The 21,305-nt window shown below is 68.1% G+C and carries 15 protein-coding genes; 12 read left to right on the top strand and 3 right to left on the bottom strand.

The annotated features are described in order from the left end of the window. Positions 1 to 16: 16 nt before the first annotated feature. Complete coding sequence (locus tag ACFW01_RS11835) at positions 17 to 862, bottom strand: hypothetical protein (RefSeq protein ID WP_384503204.1); 846 nt, start codon at positions 860 to 862, stop codon at positions 17 to 19. A 132-nt stretch (positions 863 to 994) separates the two neighbouring features. On the opposite strand from ACFW01_RS11835, the gene ACFW01_RS11830 reads away from it, so the two are divergent. From ACFW01_RS11830 to ACFW01_RS11775, 12 genes are all read left to right on the top strand, one after another. After that, entirely contained in the window at positions 995 to 2,317 is a 1,323-nt protein-coding gene (locus tag ACFW01_RS11830) for an exonuclease SbcCD subunit D (RefSeq protein WP_384503202.1), read from the top strand. A gap of 5 nt (positions 2,318 to 2,322) precedes the next feature. Continuing rightward, a complete protein-coding gene (locus ACFW01_RS11825) occupies positions 2,323 to 5,514 on the top strand; it encodes an AAA family ATPase (protein WP_384503200.1) in 3,192 nt (1,063 codons plus the stop codon). A 236-nt stretch (positions 5,515 to 5,750) separates the two neighbouring features. After that, the gene (locus ACFW01_RS11820) at positions 5,751 to 6,269 is read left to right on the top strand and encodes a hypothetical protein (protein WP_384503198.1); all 519 of its coding nucleotides are present in this window, start codon (positions 5,751 to 5,753) and stop codon (positions 6,267 to 6,269) included. A 162-nt stretch (positions 6,270 to 6,431) separates the two neighbouring features. Continuing rightward, entirely contained in the window at positions 6,432 to 8,546 is a 2,115-nt protein-coding gene (gene tap, locus ACFW01_RS11815) for a telomere-associated protein Tap (RefSeq protein ID WP_384503196.1), read from the top strand. Positions 8,547 to 8,714: 168 nt separating this feature from the next. Beyond that, complete coding sequence (locus ACFW01_RS11810; protein WP_384503194.1) at positions 8,715 to 9,014, top strand: hypothetical protein; 300 nt, start codon at positions 8,715 to 8,717, stop codon at positions 9,012 to 9,014. A 3-nt stretch (positions 9,015 to 9,017) separates the two neighbouring features. Beyond that, positions 9,018 to 9,572 carry a telomere-protecting terminal protein Tpg gene (gene tpg / locus ACFW01_RS11805; RefSeq protein ID WP_384503192.1) on the top strand — a complete coding sequence of 185 codons (555 nt, stop codon included), beginning with the start codon at positions 9,018 to 9,020 and terminating at the stop codon, positions 9,570 to 9,572. Between the two features lie 538 nt (positions 9,573 to 10,110). Continuing rightward, entirely contained in the window at positions 10,111 to 10,602 is a 492-nt protein-coding gene (locus tag ACFW01_RS11800) for a hypothetical protein (RefSeq protein ID WP_384503190.1), read from the top strand. Between the two features lie 104 nt (positions 10,603 to 10,706). Then, a complete protein-coding gene (locus tag ACFW01_RS11795) occupies positions 10,707 to 12,425 on the top strand; it encodes a pentapeptide repeat-containing protein (protein ID WP_384503188.1) in 1,719 nt (572 codons plus the stop codon). Positions 12,426 to 12,573: 148 nt separating this feature from the next. Beyond that, entirely contained in the window at positions 12,574 to 12,798 is a 225-nt protein-coding gene (locus ACFW01_RS11790; protein WP_384503186.1) for a hypothetical protein, read from the top strand. 251 nt (positions 12,799 to 13,049) lie between these two features. After that, a complete protein-coding gene (locus ACFW01_RS11785; protein WP_384503184.1) occupies positions 13,050 to 14,201 on the top strand; it encodes a tyrosine-type recombinase/integrase in 1,152 nt (383 codons plus the stop codon). After that, positions 14,198 to 16,702, top strand: coding sequence for a tyrosine-type recombinase/integrase (locus ACFW01_RS11780; protein WP_384503182.1), 2,505 nt, complete (start codon positions 14,198 to 14,200; stop codon positions 16,700 to 16,702). The genes ACFW01_RS11785 and ACFW01_RS11780 overlap by 4 nt, the downstream gene beginning before the upstream one ends. Then, positions 16,699 to 17,265 (top strand): hypothetical protein, encoded by a 567-nt coding sequence (locus ACFW01_RS11775; RefSeq protein WP_384503180.1) that lies wholly within the window; start codon positions 16,699 to 16,701, stop codon positions 17,263 to 17,265. Before ACFW01_RS11780 ends, ACFW01_RS11775 begins: the two co-directional genes overlap by 4 nt. A gap of 62 nt (positions 17,266 to 17,327) precedes the next feature. On the opposite strand, the gene ACFW01_RS11770 is transcribed toward ACFW01_RS11775, so the two are convergent. Further along, a complete protein-coding gene (locus ACFW01_RS11770; RefSeq protein WP_384503178.1) occupies positions 17,328 to 18,314 on the bottom strand; it encodes a hypothetical protein in 987 nt (328 codons plus the stop codon). Positions 18,315 to 18,347: 33 nt separating this feature from the next. Beyond that, the gene (locus ACFW01_RS11765; RefSeq protein ID WP_384503176.1) at positions 18,348 to 20,735 is read right to left on the bottom strand and encodes a Helicase associated domain protein; all 2,388 of its coding nucleotides are present in this window, start codon (positions 20,733 to 20,735) and stop codon (positions 18,348 to 18,350) included. Between the last annotated feature and the right edge of the window lie 570 nt (positions 20,736 to 21,305).

Genomic DNA, 21,305 nt, shown 5'->3' with positions numbered 1-21,305 from the left:
GCAGGGAAGAGGAGAATCAGGCGCGGGCCGACCGAAGGTGCGTCACACCCCGCAGGGGCGCGCCGAACAACTGCTCGTCGTCTCCGAGGGATTTGCGTGCCCGCCGCGCGGCCGCCACTCGAGTGGCACGGTCGGCGTCCGTATGCACTTCCAGCTCGGCCACGGCCGCACCGATCACCCGCTGCGTATCCAGAGCACCCTCGTGACCGGAGGCGGTCTTCGGCATGGCGTCGGGGATGTTGGCGGCGAAGCGCCACAGCAGCCGCTGGGCTTGGGGAGTAGGACCGTCTGCCGTGGACTCGGAGGAGGTCTGTACCGCTTCGGCGATGCCGATCGCGCTGGTGAGGAAGTCCACGCGCGGTGACAGCGGGCCGATGATGCGTTGCTCCAGAGTCCAGGTGCTGATGCTGATCAGTGCCCGCACGGGTGTCAGTAGATCGTGTGCCAGTGCGGGGCACAGGTAGTAGGGCCGGGCTCCCGGACTGGAGCGGTAGGAACGCTCCTCGTCCCGGCGCAGGCTGGACAGCTTGGACGCGGACAGCTCGCCCGGGAAGAACGCCTCGTGGACCCCCACGATCAGCTTGGGCGCGGCCGGGGCCCGGAGAAGCATGAGGGCACGGTGGACGTGTTCACGTGCCGGGAGCTGCGATCCCCGGGCGGCGGGAGCTGCCTGCGGTGCGGAGGGAGGCGGGGCGGCTGCCGGTCCATCGGTGTCGAGGAGGGCGTCCCAGGCCCGCTCGGCGCGGCGCAGCTGCATCCGCAGCTCGCCGGCGCGTTCGGTGTCACCGGCAGCGGTGGCGTCGCGGATTGCGCGGCGCAGGGTGCCGATGCTCTTCTCCAGGGCGTCCAGCGGATCACTCATGCGCCAGACGCTACCAGAGTTCCAGAGTTTTCCAGACTCTTCCTGTGATTCGAGGTACAGTCGCGTCAATCGAACCTCCGGCCGCAGCGGCGCAACCCGCGCTGCCCGCAGGCCGTTTCTCTGGAGGCACCCGTGACGGGACGCGTATTCCACACCTCCGACTGGCACCTGGGCCGCCAGATCGGCCGCCACCGACGTGACAGCGAAGTCGACGCCGTCCTGGCCGAAATCATCGCCATCGCCGAGGACTATGCCCCCGACCTGATCGTCCACAGCGGCGACCTCTTCGACAGCCCCCGCCCGAGCCTGGACGACATGCGCCGCGCGGCACAGGCACTGCGCCGCCTCGGCACGATCGCGCCCGTGGTCGTCGTCGCAGGCAACCACGACACCACGCACGTCCTGACGTTCCTGGAGTACGTCCTCAACGACATGGGCGCCCGCGAAGGAGACCAGACCCGGGTCCGCTTCGCCACCGACGCCCGCCCCGACAGACTGCTCCTGGCCGAATACCCGACCAGGAACGGGGAGCTCACCCTGCGCATCGGTGCACTGCCCTATCTGCACCCCAACCGCTTCACCTACGACTTCGCCGACCCCGCCCTGACCACCGCGACCTACGCCGAACGGATGCGCACCGTCCAAGCCGAGGTCTACCGCCGCCTGACCGCCGACCGCGGCCCCCGGGACGTCCTCGTCTACGCCGCCCACCTGTTCATCGAAGGAGCCCTTCCGTCCTACTCGGAGCGGCGGATCTCCCTGAGCACCGAGTACGCCGCCCCAGCCGCGGACCTGCCCGAGGTCGCCTACGGCGCCCTCGGCCACATCCACAAACCCCAGCCCGTCGGCCGTGCCGGATTCCCCGCCTACTACGCTGGCAGCCCGCTGCAGATGGACTTCGGCGAGACCGGCGACACCAAGAGCGTCGTACTCGCCGAGATCGGGCCGGACACCAATCCCCGCATCGAACTCGAACCGCTCACCGCAGGCCGCCGTCTGGTGCGCCTTGAAGGAACCCTGGAACAGATCGCCCACCGCGCCGCCCGCGTGGGCGACGCCTGGGTGAAGGCAGTGGTGAACGTCGACACCTTCGACCCGTCCTTGCCGACCACCCTCGCCAAGATGCTGCCCCAGGCGACGCTCGTCGACATCGACGAGCGCCGTACCGGCGCGGCCCACCGCGTGCTGGACCGGCAGACCTCCACCACCGAGCTGCCCGACATCGACGACCTGCTGCACGACTACCTCGCCGACCGCGGCACCGGCGGCCCGGCCCTGGACCGCGCCATGGCCGCCTTTGCCCACCTGCGTGCCGAACCCGACCCCGAGGACCCCGCACCGTGCTGCGAGGAGACGCTGCTGACCGCGGCCCTCTCCGGCCAACCCCTCGACAACCTTGACCGCTCCAGCATCCTGACCGCCATCGACACCACCGACGCGGAGACCACGCGATGAAACCGATGACACTCACCCTCACCGGATTCCGCAGCTACCCCGCCCAGGCCACCGTCGACTTCACCGGCAAGAGCCTGGTCGCGGTCCTCGGCGACACCGGCGCCGGGAAGAGCAGCCTGCTCGACGCCATCGCCTTCGCCCTGTTCCGCAAAAGCTCCTGGGACGCCAAGGAACCCCGCCAGCTCATCGCTGACGGCGCACAGGCCATGAGCGTCGAACTCACCTTCGTACACGACGGGCAGAACTGGCGTGTCCACCGCACCATGCACGCCACCAACCCGAACGCGGGCCGGCACCACCTGAAAAACCTGGACACCGGTGAGGAGACCGACGGCGCCACAGCTGTCGACAGCCGCATCAAGACGGTGCTGCAGATTGGTTACGAGACCTTCCTGCGGGTCGGGCTGCTCCCACAGGGCAAGTTCGACCAGCTCCTCACTGCCGCTCCCAAAGAGCGCAGCGAACGGCTCCGCGAACTGTTCGGGGCCGAATCACTGGAAGCAGTGCGGAACCTGGCCGCCTGCCACGGCCGCACGCTCCAGCAACTCCTGAGTGATGCGAAAGCCAAACGGGCCCCTATGCCGGACAATCCGCGGGAGACGGCCGCCGCCGCCGGAGCCGCCGCCGATGCGGCCACAGCCCAGGCCGAACGCCTGAACACCGCCGTCGTCCGCATCACGGCACTGCAGGAAGAGATCTCGCAAGCCCGGGACACCGCGGCGGCCGCCACCAGCGCTTGTCAGAGCCTGGCAGCGCGGCAGGTGGCCGACGTCGGCACCGTCCTCGACACGCTCGAGTGCGCTGCCACCGACCTCACCACCCGGCGCGAACTCCTCGACCGGCGTGCCGAGCAGGCTGAGGCCAGGGAAGAGGAAATGACCGGAGCGATCACCGAGGCCGAGAGACAAGGAGAAGGCCGGGACGCCCTCGCCCAGTCCGCACTGCTCCTGAAGACCCTGGCAGAAACCGCCGAGGAACACCGAGGCGAACGCGACCGACTGGTCTCCCTCACCACACAACTCGACGACGAACGCGATGCCATCGCCACGGCGGAAGCAGAACTTGCCGAACGGGTCGCACACATCGAAGCGGCGGCAGAGGAAGCCCGTGCCGCCGCCGAGACCAGCGGGCAGATCCGTACGCACAGCACAGCTGTCCGCACCGCGTTGGACGCGGCCCTCTCGGCGGCCCGGCGCGTCGCTGACACCACGCGCGCCCACGCCACCGCACTGGGCCGGCAGGAATCCGCCCACAAAGATCTCGGCCCGGTGGAGGCCGATGCATCCGCGGCCCACAAAGATCTCATCGCGGCCGAGACCCACCTGGAGACGCTGCGGTTGCGGAAAAAGGCAGCCGCGATCGCCGCCGAACTTCACCCCGGCGACGACTGCCCTGTATGCCGCCGGCACCTACCCGTCGACTTCCACCCCGCACCGACCGACGCGGATGAGCTGGCCGAGGCGAACACACAACGAGAGCAGGCCAAGAGCGCACACGACAGGGCCGTCGACCTGCGCGCCGAAGCCCGCGCCACCGTGACCGCAGCCGATAACGCGGTGCTCGAACGTAACCACGAGCACCAGAGCGCACAGCAGACGGCGCAGGAGATGACCCAGGCAGCGGAACGAGCCTTCCGAAGCCTGGAGGCCCTGGCCACCGAGGCAGGCACGGACTTCGACGCCCGGTCAGCCTCAGCAAGGCTGACCGCCGCTACCACTGCCCTGGCCGCCCCCGCCGCCAGCACCACCGCATCACCGCACCAGCACCACCCCGAGCAGGACACCGCAGTGATCACCCACGCCATCGCCGCATGCGAACACGCGGCCGCCGCACACGCCGAAAAGCTGCAGGCCGAGGAGCACCGCCGCACCGCTGGAATCGAAGCGGACCGCAAAACGCTGACAGAACGCAAGAAAGCACATGATCGCGGCAAAAGAAATGCATCCGCAGCTCAAGAGCGGCATGCCCGGGCCCTGACAAGGACCTCCACCGACATCGGCATCCTTCCCCCGCGGATCCAGGCGATGCTGTCGCACAATCCGATCGACATTGTCGTCGGACAGACGGACGCCGCCACCACAGCCGTCAACGCCCGGCAGGCCGAGCTCCAAGAGCTGCTCGACCAGAGGGAAGCAGCCCGAGCGCAGAAGACCGCGGTGCTCGCCGATCAGCGCATGCTCGACCACGACACCCACGCCCGCCTGGAACGTCCCCTCGGCAAATTGCGTGACAACCTCGACGCGTGGGCCCAGGCCGCAGACCAAGCTCGCACCCGACTCGAGGAGGCCGACCGGCCAGCGCTGCCAGAATCTCCCACCCAACCGACGATCCCCGAGGTCCGCCACTACGCCGCCGCCCTGTCGGCGATGACCTCAGTACTCGGCGACAAGCTCATTGAGCGAGCCACCACGGCAACAGAACGCGCATCCGCCGCCGAAAGCCGCCTCGGCGAGCATGCAGCCGTGCTCGCCGACATCGACGACTTCGACGCCTCAGCCGACCTGACGACACCCACATCACTTCACCCCCTCGTTGCCGCAGCCGCGCAGGCAACCAAGGAAGCCCAAGACCAGCGCTGCAGACAGCGAGAAGCACAGGACCTGATCAAGCCGGCCGCTGACCTGGACTTCGCCATCACCGCAGGCGAAGCCCGCTATGAAGCCCTCGAAGTACTACGCCGCGAACTGGTCGACGCCAAGTTTCTGGGCCACCTCACCACACTACGAACCCGCGCACTGCTCGGCGTCGCCAGCGACCTGCTCGGGCAGATGTCCGACGGCCGATTCGGTTTCGCAGACGACTTCGACATCATCAGCCGAAGCTCCGGGGTCGCCCACCACCCGAATCGCTTGTCAGGAGGGGAGAAGTTCATGGCGTCCCTCGCCCTGGCCCTGGCACTTGCCGAACTGCATTCCCGCAGTGGGCCGGCTCTCGGCTCCCTCTTCCTCGACGAGGGCTTTGCCGCCCTCGACACCACCGCCTTGGACCTGGCACTGGAGGTACTGCGCGACCAGGCCGGCGGCGACCGCCTTGTAATGGTGATCAGCCACCTGCACGCCGTCGCCGAGGCCGTCGATGATGTGCTGTGGGTGGAGCGGACCGCCGTCGGCTCGTCCGCCCGGTGGCTCACGCCAGCTGAGCGAGACGACATGGTCCAGGACGACCTCACCAGCGGACTGCACTCCCAGGCGCGATAACCACTACAGGGCACGCTATCCATCGCCGTTCCCGGAACCGGGCTTCACCCACTCCCGCTGGACACAGTGAGCGTCGTTGTGTCAGCGAAGGCTGAGTGCGTGGTCGGTGTGGTCGCTGGACTGTCGCCGGCAGCTCTGGCAGCGGTGCATGGGCTGACATGCTAAAAGCTGGCGCCGAATGAATCGGCGACAACCAAATGGTCGAAGAGGGGTTGGGGATGACAGAAGACCCAGGCATGTTTGCTTTGGAGTGGATACAGGCAGTCGGTCGCGATGATGTCGAGCCGGTGTGGCCGAGGATGACGCCGGACTTCAGGCTGGCCATGGCGCAGGCATGGCTGTCCAGGAATCCGACGGCCCTAAAAGATCCGCAGGCATCTGGCCTGGACCGCGACTCACTGGTTCGGGCCTTGGCGGTCGACAGCCCGGAGCACCCGCTCTTCCGACATCTCTCTCGAGTGTCTCTAAGGGAGATCAGGAACAGCTACGACAACCTGAGCACCGACCAGCTGGGGATCGCGTCGCGCCCCAGGCCCGTCGGTCCAGACATGGAGTTGATGCGCCTCTTCCACCTACCCGACCTCGACGTGGACGGCAGCGGCAACTACTCATTGGCACCAGGTGCTTCTGCCAGGACGGCGAACGTCATCCTCCGGCGAGACGGGCAAGCGTGGGCGGTCGCCGGAGTGGGCGACTACCTTCTTCACCCGGGCTGGCCTCCAGTACTTGAGCGGGTCGTGCAGCCGGAGGACTGAACTCTGACCAGCCTTCGGTGAGAATCACTCAGCCTCCGCTGCAACAGGTCAGTCGTGAACATTCCTCTCCCGCTCGGTTTCATCCCAGCAGGCCAGATGGGTAAAAAAAGAGGTTAAATACTGGGGTAAGTCTGCTAGCGTTCGGGGCGGAGGTGGAGCCGTATGGCGACCGAGGAAGAGCTGTTCGCATCGGTTGACGCTCTGCTGGAGGAGGAGCCTCAGCTTCCGCCCCCGGCAGAGCGGGCCCGGCTGCGTGAGGCCGCTGGTATCACCCAGGCCCGTCTGGCAACAGCGATGAAGACGACGCCGCAGACGGTGAAGAACTGGGAGAACGGGCGGTCCGAGCCGCGGGAGCCCCGCCTGTCGGCGTACCAGCGGCTGCTGCAGGGCTGGGCGGCGAAGTACCCCGCACACGGCGCCCCCGCCGCCTCGGTTCCGGCCGGCGCGCCGCAGCCGAAGGTGCGGGAGACCTTCACAGGTGCCGCCCTCGAGCCGGAGACTGCCGCGCCTGTGGAGGCCCCGGCCGTCCAGGCCGCGCCGGAGCGTCCCGCCCGTCCGGCCGCGACGTCGTCCAGGCGCCCGGCGGCGAAGAAGGCCGTGAAGCCTGCGACCGATCCGCGGTTCCCGCACGGTCCACTCGCTGTGCTGGACAGCGACGGCTCCGCGTACGGCACGGGCGGCATCGTGCTGGACTGCCCGGCGACCACGGTGGTGGAGCTGGTGGAGTGGACGCTGCACGAGTCCGGGCTCGGTGCACCGAAGCTGAACCGCTACGGCAAGGACTCCGACCCGCTAATCGTGCTTACCGCCGTGGCCGCTGTAAAGCTGGGTCTGCCGGAGCGCCTGGAGGGTCACGAGCAGCGCCGTTCCCTGCGCCTGCCGGAGGACCACCCGGTCGTCAAGCAAGTGGCGAAGGCGAAGTGGCAGCTCACGCAGCGCGGGTTCGGGCCGTGGGCTCGGATCTACCGTAAGGCCCAGGGGCGCGAGCGGCAGTGCGTGCAACTGGCGATCCTGTCCTGGGACGCCCTCGATGAGCGGTCCTGGCCCGGCGTGGCCGAGATGGAGCCGGCCGACATCGCCCGCGTCCTTGGCGTCTACGCCCAGCGGGTCATCACCCCGCGCGGCTCCACCGCCGTCTCCGGCCTGGAGCTGATGACGGCGCTGCGCCCGCCCACGCGCGCCGTGCGGGACGAAACGACCGGGAACTGGGTGTCCGCCTACAACCCGGGCAGCCTCGGCACGGAGCCGATTGACCCGGCACCGCCCGAGGCCACCCCGGAACACCCGGTCGTCGTGAACAGCGGCTGGACCGGCGGCTTCCTCAACGAAGAGGCGTACCAGTGGGTGCGGTCGGTGGACCTGCTCACCGATGAGGAGTGCATGCTGCCCTTCGCGGTCGGCCTGGACCTCAACACCGCCTTCCTCGCTGCTGCGGCCCGCCTGGTCGTCGGCCTGTCCGGACCGGACCACTTTCACGCCCCGACGTTCAACCCGAAGATCCCCGGCTCCTGGCTGGTCGACCTCTCCCACATTGAGCTGGACCCGCGCCTGCCCTCGCCGTTCACACCGGACGGCACCCGCCCGACGGGCCCGGCCTGGTATCAGACACACACGGTCGCCTACGCCCAGGAGCTCGGCCATGACGTGCACCCGATCGAGGCGTACCTGCGCCGCGAGACCGGCGCGTACCTGGACCCGTGGCACGATCGGCTCAAGAACGCGTACGTCGACACCCTCGCCGACCTCGGCGTCACCCGGGACCTGGACGACCGTCAGTTCCTTGCCGCGATGGAGCAGCACAAGCAGGCAGACCCGGCCCTGGCCGCCGTCCTGGCCGCGATCAAGGCGACCGTGAAGGGCGGCGTCGGTAAGCTCCGCGAACGCCCGCAGGGCAAGCACTACAAGGACGGCGAGCGCTGGCCGGCCCTGGAACGGCCGACCTGGCGCCCCGACATCCGCGCCGCCGTCATCAGCAAGGCCCGGATCAACATGCACCGCAAGCTAGGCAACATGGCGAAGATGACGGGCCTGTACCCGCTCGCCGTGCTGTCCGACTGCGTCGTCTACCCGAGCCCCGGCGACAGCCCTCTCGACTTCCTGCCGTACGCGGCCTCCGGGAAGCCGCAGCCTGGCGGCTTCCGGCTCGGTCCCACCCCGGGCCTGGCGAAGCTCGAGGGCGTCCAGTCGATGCTGTGGGCGGTCGATCTGATGGAGCAGGGCCTCAACCCGGCCCGGCACATCAAGGGCGGCGACGCCGTCTTCGACGAAGGCGAGTAAGGCCGTGACCACCGACACTGGCATGATGCCGTCCCAGCTTGAGGCAGGCACGGACACAAATCGGAGTCGTACCTGATGAACACCCCCGACGGCCTGCCCCCACAGTGGCCCGTTCCCACAGCCCCGCCCACCCATAACCCGGCGCTGCCCTCGCGGACGATGCGGGACATGCGCTTGACCTGGCGCGCCCGCGGCACCCCGGCCGAACTCGCCACCGGCTACACCCCCGGCCAGGAGCCCACGGTCAGCGAACTGGTCTCCCTCACGCGCGACGAGCGCCTGGTCACCGAGGGCCGCGACGCCGTCCATAAAGCGGTTGGCGAGCTACGCAGCCTAGGCTGCCTCTCAACCGACGCCGCCACGGCCTCCGGCGTGAGCGAGCGCCTGGTCGTGGGCCTCGCCCCGGCTGCAGGCGCCCGCCTGATCCCCCAGCGGTACGGCCACGGCCCGTTCACGGACGGGAGCTGACCAGTGGGGGAGATCGAGGACGCTATCGAGCGGGCCGACCAGGAGGCGTTCACCCGTCAGCCTCCCAAGGGCCTCAGAGCCCGCATCAACTTTCTGGTGGGGAAGTTGAAGACCACCAAGGCTGTCGCGGAGGAGATCGGGGTCAGCCAGCGGTCCGTGGAGCGCTACCGCACCGGCGAGCGCAAACACCCGCCCAAGGACATCGCCGACCGGATCGACGCGGCCGTACGGGCCCGCTGGCAGCCCCGCATCCGGGGACACCGCAGGAAGCAGGCCACTATCAGCACCGGGATCACCGTCGAGACCCGGGCCCGCTTCGGCTATACCGCGCCGATCGGCACCACCGACGACGGCCGGGTACGGCGGCTGACCGTCCACCTCCCCCCGGCCTACGCCCGCCGTCTGTTCGACGCCCAGCAACAGGGCGCCAGCGACCAGCAGATGCGTGACATCGTCGCCGAAGGGCTGCAGGAGGTCTACTTCAGGGACGGCGGACGCCGTGCCGCGGGCCTCGAGGTCGCCTTCACCGACATCGACTATTTCGATGTTTCCTTCTGAGAAGGACATGCGCTGCCTGCGTGCCGAAGGCCGGGCCGACTGACACAGCCCAACTCAGGAATCGACGTCGCCAGATTCCTGAGTTCCCGCTTCAGTCGGCACCTCCTACGAGGCGTACCACTCGTCCGCCTGGATCGCGGCTGCCCATCTCCAGCTTGAGCATGTGGTGTTCCCACGACTCGTTCGACAACTCACACGACGGCGGCCGCCCTGGGGCGTGACAGAAGAACCCGCGCCGGGCGGCGAAAATGTCACCTGACGAACTTGGCCCAGGACGACGGGTGAGACTGCGCAGTACTGGATCGGCGGGCAGCACGATCCTGGACTGGCACTCGCTCGGGTCCGGCAGATCGGTCGGACGGTGTCGTCACAGCCTCCACCGTCGACGGGCCTCGCGGACGGCAGACGGAACCGACGGGTGGCCGATGAACGCCTTGTTCACCGCGAACCCCAGGCGAAAAGATCAGAGGTCAGTGATCTACAACCAAAGGGGATAAGCACGGTGGGCAACGCGCTGCTATCACCAGTGGGATGGCTCGTGCTGGGGCTGCCCTGGCCGACCGAGACCCGCGACGGCTGGGGAGAGTGCGCAGTCGCCATCGCGCCGACGATGATCCCCCGCTCTCTCGTCAGCAAGGGCGCCGGCATCGCGCTCGACCTCGCCACCGGCCTGGCCCGAGACCCGGGCGACGGTCCGGGCAAGGCCGTGTTCCTCTCCGACGTCACCCTGTGGCTCGACAAGCAGGGCAAGACCTGGCCTGATCTCGGCATCGACTACGAGGCCATCATCGATGAACTCCTGAACGCGCAGGTCCCGCAGCTCTACCTCACGCTCACCCAGAAGGCCCACGCCACCCTGTGTGACGCCAGCCGCGAAGGGCTGCGCCTGCACTACCCGAACGGCGACGTCGAACACATCACTCCGCAGCTGCGCCAGGACGTCCACGACGGCATCACCCAGAGCCTCACCCGCGACTGGCCGTCCTACATCCAGGGACTCATCGACAGCGGCGCCCTGCAGACCCGGTGAACCTGATCCATGCGGGCCGCCCCATCCTGGCCTTCCAAAGTGATGACCCCCGGCTTCGGTGGCCTGCCTGCGGTTTCCCGGGCGAGCGCGGCGCCTGCTTCGGTGTGCCGTGGGAGTCGTACGACCGGTGCCTGGCCCACCTGGAGCCGGAGGAGCGGCGCCAGGCGCTCGCGGCGTTATCGCCCGGCTCCGCCGTGGACTGCCGCGGCGTGCCCTTCACCCGCGAACTGCTGGAAGAGCTCAAAGCGACGGTCGGCAACACCTTCGGCGAGGCAGACTTCGGCCGCGCCCGCTTCCTGGACCGGGCCGACTTCACGGGCGTCACATTCAACGGCGAGGCATTCTTCTGGTGTGTCCAGTTCTCGGACGACGCCCTGTTCTACGAGGTCACCTTCAACGGTGAGGCTGTCTTCGAGGAAGCCGTTTTCGAACAGGACGGCGCTTTCGAGCACGCGGACTTCCTGAGCTCCGCCTGGTTCCAGGACACCCTCTTCGCCGGGGATGCTGACTTCGAGCACGCCAGGTTCGCCAGCGGGGCCTTGTTCTCCCGTGCCCAGATGTTCGGCGGAGCGGTCTTCAACGGAGTGACGTTCACTGACGGGATCGTCTTCGTCTCGGTACAGGTCGAAGAGACAGCATGGTTCACCGAGGCGACGTTCGGCCGTGACGCCGTCTTCGCCGGAGCCCGCTTCAAAGACAGCGCCCACCTGCCCGACACGACGTTCACCGGGCCCCTGGTGGGCCCCATCGTTTGCGGCGGGATACTGGACCTGAGCCGGGCCGTCCTGACCTGCCCGATCCGTATACGGATCGCCGCAGCGCAAGTTCTCCTGGAGGCGGCGCAGATCAACACGGCGCTCACCCTCGACGTCCGCTACGCCGACATCAACCTGCTGGACGCCGTGCTCTCCCAGCCCGTCGCCATCAACTTCCACCCACGGCCGTTCCCCTTCAACGACACCCTGGTCCCCGAAGACCCGCTGACCGGACGAGATCCTCAGCCGTCGGTTGCCATGCTGGCGGGCGTGGACGTCGCCTTCCTGGCGGTGTCCAGAGTAGACCTGTCCGCCTGCCTGTTCACCGGCGCCCATCACCTCGACCAGCTGCGCTTCGAAGGTCACATTCCGTTCGACGAACCGCCAGCTCCCTGGACCCGTCGCCGGACCATCGCTGAGGAACACCACTGGCGCGCCCTGCCCCTCCCCGGCCGCCGCCCCGCCCACACCCGAGGCTGGCAGCCCGGCCCCGACCACCCCGACCCGGTCACGACCCCAGGGCCCAAGGAGTTGGCCGCCACCTACCGGCAGCTGCGCAAGGCCCTGGAGGACGGCAAAAACGAGCCCGGTGCCGCGGACTTCTACTACGGCGAGATGGAGATGCGCCGCCTGGACCATGACACTCCCTTCGGCGAACGCATCCTGCTGAACGCCTACTGGCTCGTCTCCGGCTACGGCCTGCGCGCCTCCCGCGCCATGGTCGCGCTGGGGGTTGCGATGGCCCTGACCGTGCTGCTGATGATGCTGTGGGGCCTGCCCAACCCGAAGCCGCAACAGACCGCGAGCGGCACCATGCCCGCCCCCGGCAGTCGGATCCATCTGGTGATCGACAAGAGCGACCCCACCCTCTCCGGACCGCTCAGCCAGCGCTGGACCGCTGACCGGGCGAAGAAGGCCGGGCGCGTCGTGCTGAACTCCGTCGTCTTCCGCTCCAGCGACCAGGAGCTCACCACCGCCGGCACGTGGATCGAGATGTTCAGCCGCTTCAGCGAACCAGTCCTTCTCGGACTTGCCGCGCTGGCGGCACGCGGCCGGATCAAACGCTGACGACCTGGGACTGTCGGCGGTCAGGCAGTTCCCCATGATTTGCATGATCAACGTCAGGCAATTGCCCACCCCCGTGGTCACGATTCCCCACCGGGACGCTGAACCGCTCCGGGTCTGATGGAGGCTCGATCCCTGAGAGGATCGAGTCATGGCGCGTCCGTCCCTCTACCCTGCCGAGCATCGCCGGCCCCAGACTTCGCGACCGCCGCTGCTGCTCGAGATCACGCCGGAACTCGTCAATCCCCTCGATAAGACCAGCCAGCACGTTCGTCCCGAACTGGACAGGACGCTTCCCGCCCTCCAGGGCTGCCTGTACGTCGAACTGCTTGGAAAACGACGGATCCATATGCCCCCTATGCCGCCAGCATTATGACGCGACACCACGTACTGCCGGGCGCTGAGCAGCAGCCAAGAGCGTGGCCGCCGGTGGCTCCTGGCGCAGGCCGAGATGCGCTGGCCGGGCCGATGCGTATCTGACCGGCGCGAAGGAGCTGGCTGCAGGGTCTCTGTTTATCTAGGGTCGCCCAGGCTGTGGGGGACGTAGGGTACGCGCTCCGACCTGCAGGGGAGGGGTGTTCGGGGAAGGCCAACGCCAGTGTTCGGGCTGGTAGTTACGTTCGGCACGTGTCTCACTTCCTTGCGGAGCGGTCGGTCTCTCCGGCTACCGGTGGCGAGCGGTGGGTGGTGGTCGATGCCGGCACCTACGCTCTGCACCCGCAGGCCTGCGCCTATCTGGCGTCGTTGCGGTCCCGGGGCTGTTCGGCGAACACCGAGCGCGCGTATGCGGGCCGGGTGGCGCTGTATCTGTCCTACTGCCAGGACCGGCACATCGACTGGGCTGCGCCGTCCTTCATGGACTTGTCGGGTCTGCAGCGGTGGCTGATCACCGAGCCTCTTCCGGTGCGGGGCCGGCGGCCGTCGCTGGAGCCGCGGTTCCGTTCGCCGGGGACGGCGAACGCGGTGATGACCGTGGTGAGCGGCTTCCTCAGGTTCGGTGCTGTGCATGGCTGGGTCACGGCCGAGACGGTGGCGGTGTTGTCGGAGCCGAAGCAACTGTTCCATCTGCCGCCGGGCTTCGACCCGGGCGAGATGGGCCGGTCGCGGACTGTGGAGGCGGCCGCGTTCCGGTTCGCGTTCACCGATCCGGGCTACCAGGACCTCAGCTCCGGGCAGATCGCTGCGATGATCGCTCTGGCGGGGCGGGCGAGGGACCGGTTCCTGATCGCGCTGCTGGCCTGTACCGGTCTGCGGATCGGGGAGGCTTTGGGGCTGCGCCGCGAGGATCTGCATCTGCTGGCCTCCTCCCGGGTGCTGGGCTGCGGCACCGCGGGGCCCCATCTCCACGTCCGCCGCCGCACGGATAACCCCAACGGCGCGCTGGCCAAGTCCCGGCGTTCGCGTATCGTCCCGGTCACCGCCGACCTGGTCGCCCTCTACACCGACTACCAGCACGAACGCGACATTGCGGGCCCGGCGGCCGACGCTGAGATGGTCTTCGTCAATCTGTTTCGCCCGCCGGTGGGCCGGCCGATGTCGTACCCCAATGCCAAGGACCTCTTCGACCGCCTGGCCCGGGCCACCGACCATGCTTTCCGCCCGCACATGCTGCGCCACTCCGCGGCTACGGCCTGGCTGCGCGATGGTGTGGACCGGGACGTCGTGCAGCGTCTGCTCGGGCACCTCTCCCCGTTGTCGATGGAGCGCTACCGGCACGTCACCGATGCCGAGACACGCCAGGCCGTCGAGCGAGTCCAGGCCCTGCGGGAGCACCAATGAGCCGCATCCTGCGCCTGCCCGCACCCGACGCCGCCGTACCGGGACGGAGTGACTGGGACAGCCGGGCCTGGCTCGTCTGGCTCCACGACCGCTTCGACGGCAGCTGGCGGCCGGGGGAGTGGGATGGCCTGCGCTGGCTGTTCACCGGTGACCTGACCAACCCCCGCACCTCCTCCTCCACCTGCCGGACGCGGGCCTGCGACACCATCGTCAACACCAAGAAAACCTTCTGCTCTCCCTGCGCCGAACAGCTGAGAGCCTCACACCAGGATCCCGACGCCTTCGCCGCCGCCTACCGTCCGGTCCGCCAGCGCAGCTTTCCCGGCATGGTCACCGTCCGGTGCTCCATCACCCGCGACGGTGTGCAATGCGTCCGCCCCCGTCACTGCAAGGGCATGTGCGTCACGCACTATGGCGCATGGAAGTACCACGCGACCAAAGGCACAGAGGAAGCCTGGCTGCGCGACCGCTCCCAGCCCTTCACCGACGACCTCCCCTGTCAGGTTTCCGCCTGCCCCAGCCCGTCCTACAACTCCCGTGGCCTGTGCAATTACCACGCCCGGCAATGGAGTAAGGACAATCGCCGAAACCCCCTCGACGCCGAGCAGTGGGCCGTGCAGCAGTCCCCCTACCTGGCCACGCACCAGTTCAGCCTTCTCCCTCTGCCCGAGCTGTTGCGCCACGAGATGCTCTATGGACTGCAGCAGACCGACCTGTGGATCCGCGCCCTGGAGCCGCACCGCATCCGCAACCTCGTACGCGATCTGTCCGGCGCCGCCACCCTCCTTGCGGAAGACACCGGGCCGGACCGCCTGGCCAGCGCACACGCCGGCGCCGTCAGAACACTGCAGCGGCTGCGCACCGCTGTCCGCAGCGGGTTTGAGGAATTCTCCTGCCAGCCCCTCGCCGAACCGGACGTCCTGGACCTGCGGACCATCGGCCTGCGCACCACCGCGGGGGGCGCGCCCCGCCGCATGCCCGGCACCGCAGACCTGCGCCCCATCCACCAGCCCTGGCTACGCGACCTGATACGCCACTGGGCCACCACCAGCACGCCACGCACCGAGGTCTTCTCCAACACTCTGCGGGCCGTCACCATCGCCTCCCGGACCCTGGCCCAGCGACCAGGACAGGGCCTGGACCCAGCGGCGCTGCACTTCACCGACGCCTCCGCGATCGTCGACGCCTTCCGCGTCGCCCTGCGGCGCGACGGGACCCTCTACCGCTCCTCACAGCGCCGCACGCTCGTCGGCTGCTTCTTCCAGCTGATCGACTACGGCCGCCGCTCCGGACAGCTGAACACCCTCGCCGGAGCCTTCACCCGCCACCCGGTCGAGCACCGCATCCGCATCGAGGAAACCGACGAAGACGGCATCGGCAAGGCTGTTCCCGAAACGGTCATCCGCCAGCTCGACACCCACCTGGACACCCTCGGCCTTGGAGAAGTCCAAGGCCGCCGCGACCTCCCACCCGCCGACCGGCAACTGCTCTACCAGACCGTGTACATCCTGCTCCGCGATACCGGCCGTCGCCCCCTGGAGATCGCCGCGCTGCCCCACCACTGCCTGGAGACCACCCACGGCCAGACCTCACTGATCTGGAACAACCACAAACGACACCGCCACCGCCGGCGCCTGCCCATCACCGAATCGACCGCCCAGGCCATCCGCACCTGGCAAGCCCGCCGCCCCCACCTCCCACTGCCCGCCACCAACGACGCCTACCTCTTCCCCGCCCTCAGCTCCCACAGCAGCGCCGGCCACCTCAACGCCAACTACATCAGCGAAACCCTGCGCGCCTGGGTCGACTCCCTGCCCGCTCTGCACGCCGAAGGAGTCGACGCCTCCGGCAACCCCCTGCCCTTCGACCGGACCCTGATCTACCCCTACGCCTTCCGCCACTCCTACGCCCAACGCCACGCCAACGCCGGAACCCCCGTGGACGTCCTGAGAGAACTGATGGACCACCGCTCCATCGCCATGACCCAGCGCTACTACCAGGTCTCCCTCACACGCAAACGCGCGGCCGTCGCCACCCTCAGCACCCACGTCGTCGACCGCCTCGGCCAGCCCGCCCCCAGCACCACAGCCAGCTACGAGCTGCGCTCGGTCGCCGTCCCCTACGGCGGATGCACCGAACCCAGCAACGTCAAAGCCGGCGGAGCCTCCTGCCCGATCCGCTTCCAATGCGCCGGCTGCGGCTTCTACCGCCCCGACCCCTCCTACCTCCCCGCCATCGAGCAGCACATCAACGAACTGCGCGCCGACCGCGAAACCGCCCAGGCCATGGACGCCGCCACGTTCGTCATCACCGCCCTGTCCGACCAGATCACCGCCTTCGAACAGGCCGTCACCAGGATGAAAACCCGCCTCGCCGCCATGCCCGCACACGAACGTCAGGAGATCGAGCACGCCAGCACCCTCCTGCGCAGGGCACGAGCAGCCAGCCACCACACCCTCCTGCCGCTCACCACGACCGACCCACCTCAGAGCCCTTCATGAACCGACAAGGCAACCCCGCCGTACTCGCCCAAGCCCGCCGCCGCGACAGCCTCGACAAACGCCAGCGCGTCCTGACCACCCTCGCCGTACTCGAACGCGACGGCACAAAGATCACCCACGCCGCCGTCGCCCGCACCGCTCGCGTGTCCACCTGGCTCACCTACACCGACGGAATCCGCGAACACATCCAGGCCGCCCGCCACCGCCAAGCCAGCACATCACCGCCCCCACCCACCCAAGGAAGCCTCCCCACCCCCGCGGGACTGCGCGCGGAACTCCACCTCGCCCGCCAAGAGATCAAAGAGCTCCGCCAGGAACGCGACCGCCTACGTGACGCCCTGCGCCATCAGCTAGGACAGCAGCTCGACGCCCTCCACGCCCCCGACCTGGCCCACCGCATCGACGAACTCACCCGCCACAACCACCAGCTCGCCGACCAACTCCAGCACGCCACCGACGAAAACGCCGCCCTCTGCCACCACACCGCCTCACTCGAAGAGGACCTCGCCGCCGCCCGCACCAGCCTGCGCCGCATGATCCGCGACGAGAACCTCAACCCGTAAGCCCAGCGTCGCAGCCGCAGAGCGAAGTGCTGACCCGTCCGGGCCGCTGAGGGCCGAGCGGCTCAGAGGGTGCTCAGCGTGGCCTCAATCGCCTCCACGATGCCGTCGTGGGCCGCTGGAGCAACTCGATAGGCCCGTCCCACGGGGGCCGGGGCCTGCTCCGCGATGCGGTCCAGCACCCGCACGAAGTTCTTGTCGGCGGTGAGGAACACGTCGCAGTCCGGCAGGTAGGAGGCGTGTTGAGCGTCAATGGGGTTGCCGTCGGTGACCTTCATATCCTCCTGGACGGTGTCTGCCGCCCATCGGAGCCAGTTGCGCGGCATATAAGCGGCTTCCACCTCGTACAGCCAGAACCGGTTGAACGCCTCCCGCGAGGCGCACATGGCGCGGAGGTCTACCCGGGCGCCGACCCAGTCGGCGTAGGTGGTGTCCTCGTGCGTGATCATCGCGCGGCGGCCCGTCGCGAAGGCACTCCAGTACACCTCCTGGTTGTACGGCCGCCATGCCGCAATTTCCTCGCCAGTTGCCCACCCAGCGCGCTGTTCCACTGTGGTCTCCTCACTCGGGGACATGGTGATCCGAGAGAGGTCACGGAGGTTGAAGCCAGTGTCGCGGACACGTTCCCGCTGCTCCTTCTGGACGTCCACAATGAGCCGCACCTTGCGCGCGGTCTGCCGTGCCGGTTCCGTCTTGCGCAATCGGTCGTGGTGCTCCATCGCCTCCCGCCAAAACCTCTTGGTCCAGTACGTACGCCATGTCGCCTCGCGCCCGGTGTCAGGCACCGCCCGTATCCACTCCGGGTGCAGACGGCGCACCTCGGAGATGACCTCGGCGCTTTCCCGGTCGGCCTCGCTGCGCAGCCGTTCGTCCGTCGCGGTCGTGATGGCCTCGATGATGGCCGCCCGGATGTCCGAGCGGGGGTGCTGCAACACCTCCAGCAGGACGCTCGGCGCGGTTACTACACGATGGCCGAGAGCATGAGCGACTGTCTTGAACCGGTTCCCGGCCCGCTCATCCCCCAAATAGGACCAGATGTTGTTGTCGAGCATGATCCTCATGCTGTAGATCCCCCCTCGAATGCCCTACTCCCTGGCCCAGTTGAGCCCGAGGTCGGCGAGTGCGGCGAGTTTGTCGGTGGTGAGTTTGGTGCGGCGGGTCTTCTGGTTCATGATCCAGACTCCGAGCTTGACTTCTGTGCCGTCTTCCAGCCGCTCTGTGTGGCCTCTTGGGACGGTCACGGAGCCCGTGCGGGTCTTGTACTGCGCGAGGGCCGCTACGCCCTTCTCGAAGGCGCTCAGGGGCATGGTGGTGGGCTTCGCGGGTGCCACCGGCTCCGGGGCGATGCCGAGCTGTTCCAGGCGCTCGCGCTGCCCGTCGTGAAGGGCCTGCCAGACCTTCGGTGTCCGCTGCTTGGCCAGCCATTTGCCGATGTCCATGCCGTGGACGGTGACGCCGGGCAGGACCTCGGTTCCTCCGGCCTGGCCGTCTTCGTCGCGTACGAGCTCGCGCAGGGCGGCGTAGTGGCGCTGCCAGTCGGCCGGCCATGGCGGGTTCCAGTCCTCGTCCACGGCTTCCAGTGCCGTCTTCCAATCGGGGTGTCCGTCGAGGGCGCCGGGGCGACGGAGGTTGGACAGCCACTGCCCCACGGGCCTGTCCACCATGGTGGCGGAGCGGGGTGCGCAGAGGGTCCAGTGCTGGTCGTAGTACGCCTTGGCGGCTTCGAGGTTTTCCTGGAAGCGTTCATCTGCCAGGGACCAGACCATGCCGAGTTGTTCGAGTCGCCTCGCGCGTTGGCCGGTCATCTGTCCGGCTGCGTAGGCACGTCGTTGTTCCGCGACCCATTGTCCAAGCGGTGTCGCGCCCTCGCAGTGTCCGTAGGGCACGCGGGCGTTCCCGACCCGCTCGACGTACGTCTTCAGTTTCGCCCAGCCGCGGGCCCAGTCCTGGCGTTCGGTGTCGATCACGTTGAAGGAGACCCAGTCCGCGACCATCACCGGATCCCTAGGGGCGGCAAAACGCAGCAGCAACCGGGATTCTTCCTCACCCTCTTCTGGCGCGCCACCGATGTTCACGGACGGCTGCACCACGTCCTTCTGTAGCTCTTGGGGAATCGCGAGCAATTCCACGGCCTCTTCATCGTGAGCCCGCAGCCCTTCCAGGACTTTCACCAGGGGCCGGTAGGACCCGGATGTGAACATGTCCTCGGGCTGCTCTCCGGGCTGGAGAAATACCGGCACGATCAAAGAGGCGAGCTTGCCTTCTCCGGGCTTCTGGCGGAGTGCCCGGCCGATGGCCTGGACGATGTCGTGCGGCGCGCCCTTCGGGTCCAGGAGGGCAGCTGAATCCACGCTTCGAATATCGACACCCTCGCCCAGGACACGACAATTCGAGAGCACGGCCCGCCGCGCAGTGGACCCGAACGAACCAAGAACCGTCCGCCGGCGTTCGGGGACGTGCTCGCCGCACAGCCAGTCCGCCCAAATCCGCTTCGGGTAGGTCTCCGGCTGGTCGGCGTGCAGCTTAGCCGCGACGTGCTGAAGGCCCTCCGCGTACGCCTGTGCCTCGATGGTCCGGTGGTGGAAGGTGATGCAGGTCTGGAGCCCGTGCTGCGCCATGGTGTGCAGCAGCGCGGCCTGGAGGGCTCCGAGGCGCTGTCCGCGGACCTGTTCGGTGTGCCGGTCCTCGCCCATCAGCCGCTCGGGCGTGACGACCGGGTCCTTCAGCTCCAGGACGATGATCTGGTACCGCGCCAACAGGCCCCGGGAGACGGCAGAGGCGAGCGAGAGCTTGTACAGGACGGGCCCGAACACCTTCTCGTCATCCATGCTCGCCGCCATCTCCCTCGGTAGCTGGTCCCGCACCCCCTCGGCAACCTCGCGGTTGAGCCGCTCCTCCCAGATCCGCGGCGTCGCCGTCAGATACAGCCGCCGGCACGCCGGGATGACGCTCTGGTCATGGATGTCCGCCCACGCCTTACCCATCGAGCCACTTGTCCGGTGCGCCTCATCAACCACCGCGAGGTCTACTGGATCAAGCTTCTGGCCGTAGACACCCTCGAACGCCTCCGCCAGGACACCCAGGCTGGCGTACGTCGCGTAGATGGTGACCGGCCCCTGCCCGTGCCACAGCGCCAACTGGATCGGGTTCGTCGTGGCGCGCACCTTCAACGACCACAGCTCCGGGTCATCCTGGAGCGAACACACCGCCACCGCCGGCCCCTTGTGCCCGGCCTCGTGCCACGCCCTCACCGTCTGCGCCAGCAGATCCAGCGTCGGCACCAGCACGAGCACACGCCCCCTGGGCACAAGCCGCCTCGCCGACGCGGCAGCCATGATGGTCTTCCCCGTCCCACACGCCGCGTGCACCTGCCCACGAAGACCATTCCAGGGAATACCACCTGGCGGGACATCGAAACCGCGCACAATGGCGGCAACGGCCTCGATCTGGTGATCACGCAGCTTCACGGACATGCCCCGTGTTCTCCTTTTCGCGGAATGCAGCGCGTAATAACAAATGGAATCCAGGCGCAAGGTGCGCGCGCGGTAGGGGTGTAGCATCTGATCCCAGACTTTACACAGCCACAACTCGTGATGCATCACCCACACACAAACTTCGTTCCCGAGAGTGGCACATGACTCAATCCCACCCACGAACGGTCGGTTGTCCCTGTATGCTGACAGGCCATTGGTGAACATGTCGGGACAGGTAGACGGTGGGGGGAGTAGTTCAGGGTGGAGCGCAGCGGGAACCCGTCACTACAACGAGGCTGGCACCCCGTCAGGCCGACGGTTCGTCACATCCGTTCAGGAGTGGTAGCGGGGAACCCCAAGCCCTACACAGACCCGCGCGTGATGCACCCACCCCTTGCTGCCAGCCTCGGCACCCGCGCTTGCGCGGGTGCTCGCAATTCGCGCTTGCGCGAATTGACCCGCTTTTAGAATTCCGCTTGCGGAATTCAATTCCCGCGCTTGCGCGGGAATTCGCAGCGCGCTTGCGCGCTGCGCGCTCTATGCCCCGGCTTGCCGGGGCATATCCCGCTC

It is taken from the genome of Streptomyces sp. NPDC058985, from assembly GCF_042740985.1.
In the GTDB taxonomy this organism is placed as follows: Bacteria; Actinomycetota; Actinomycetes; order Streptomycetales; family Streptomycetaceae; genus Streptomyces.
The sequence above is the reverse complement of the archived record's forward strand: the minus strand, read 5'-3'. Positions and strand labels throughout refer to the sequence as shown.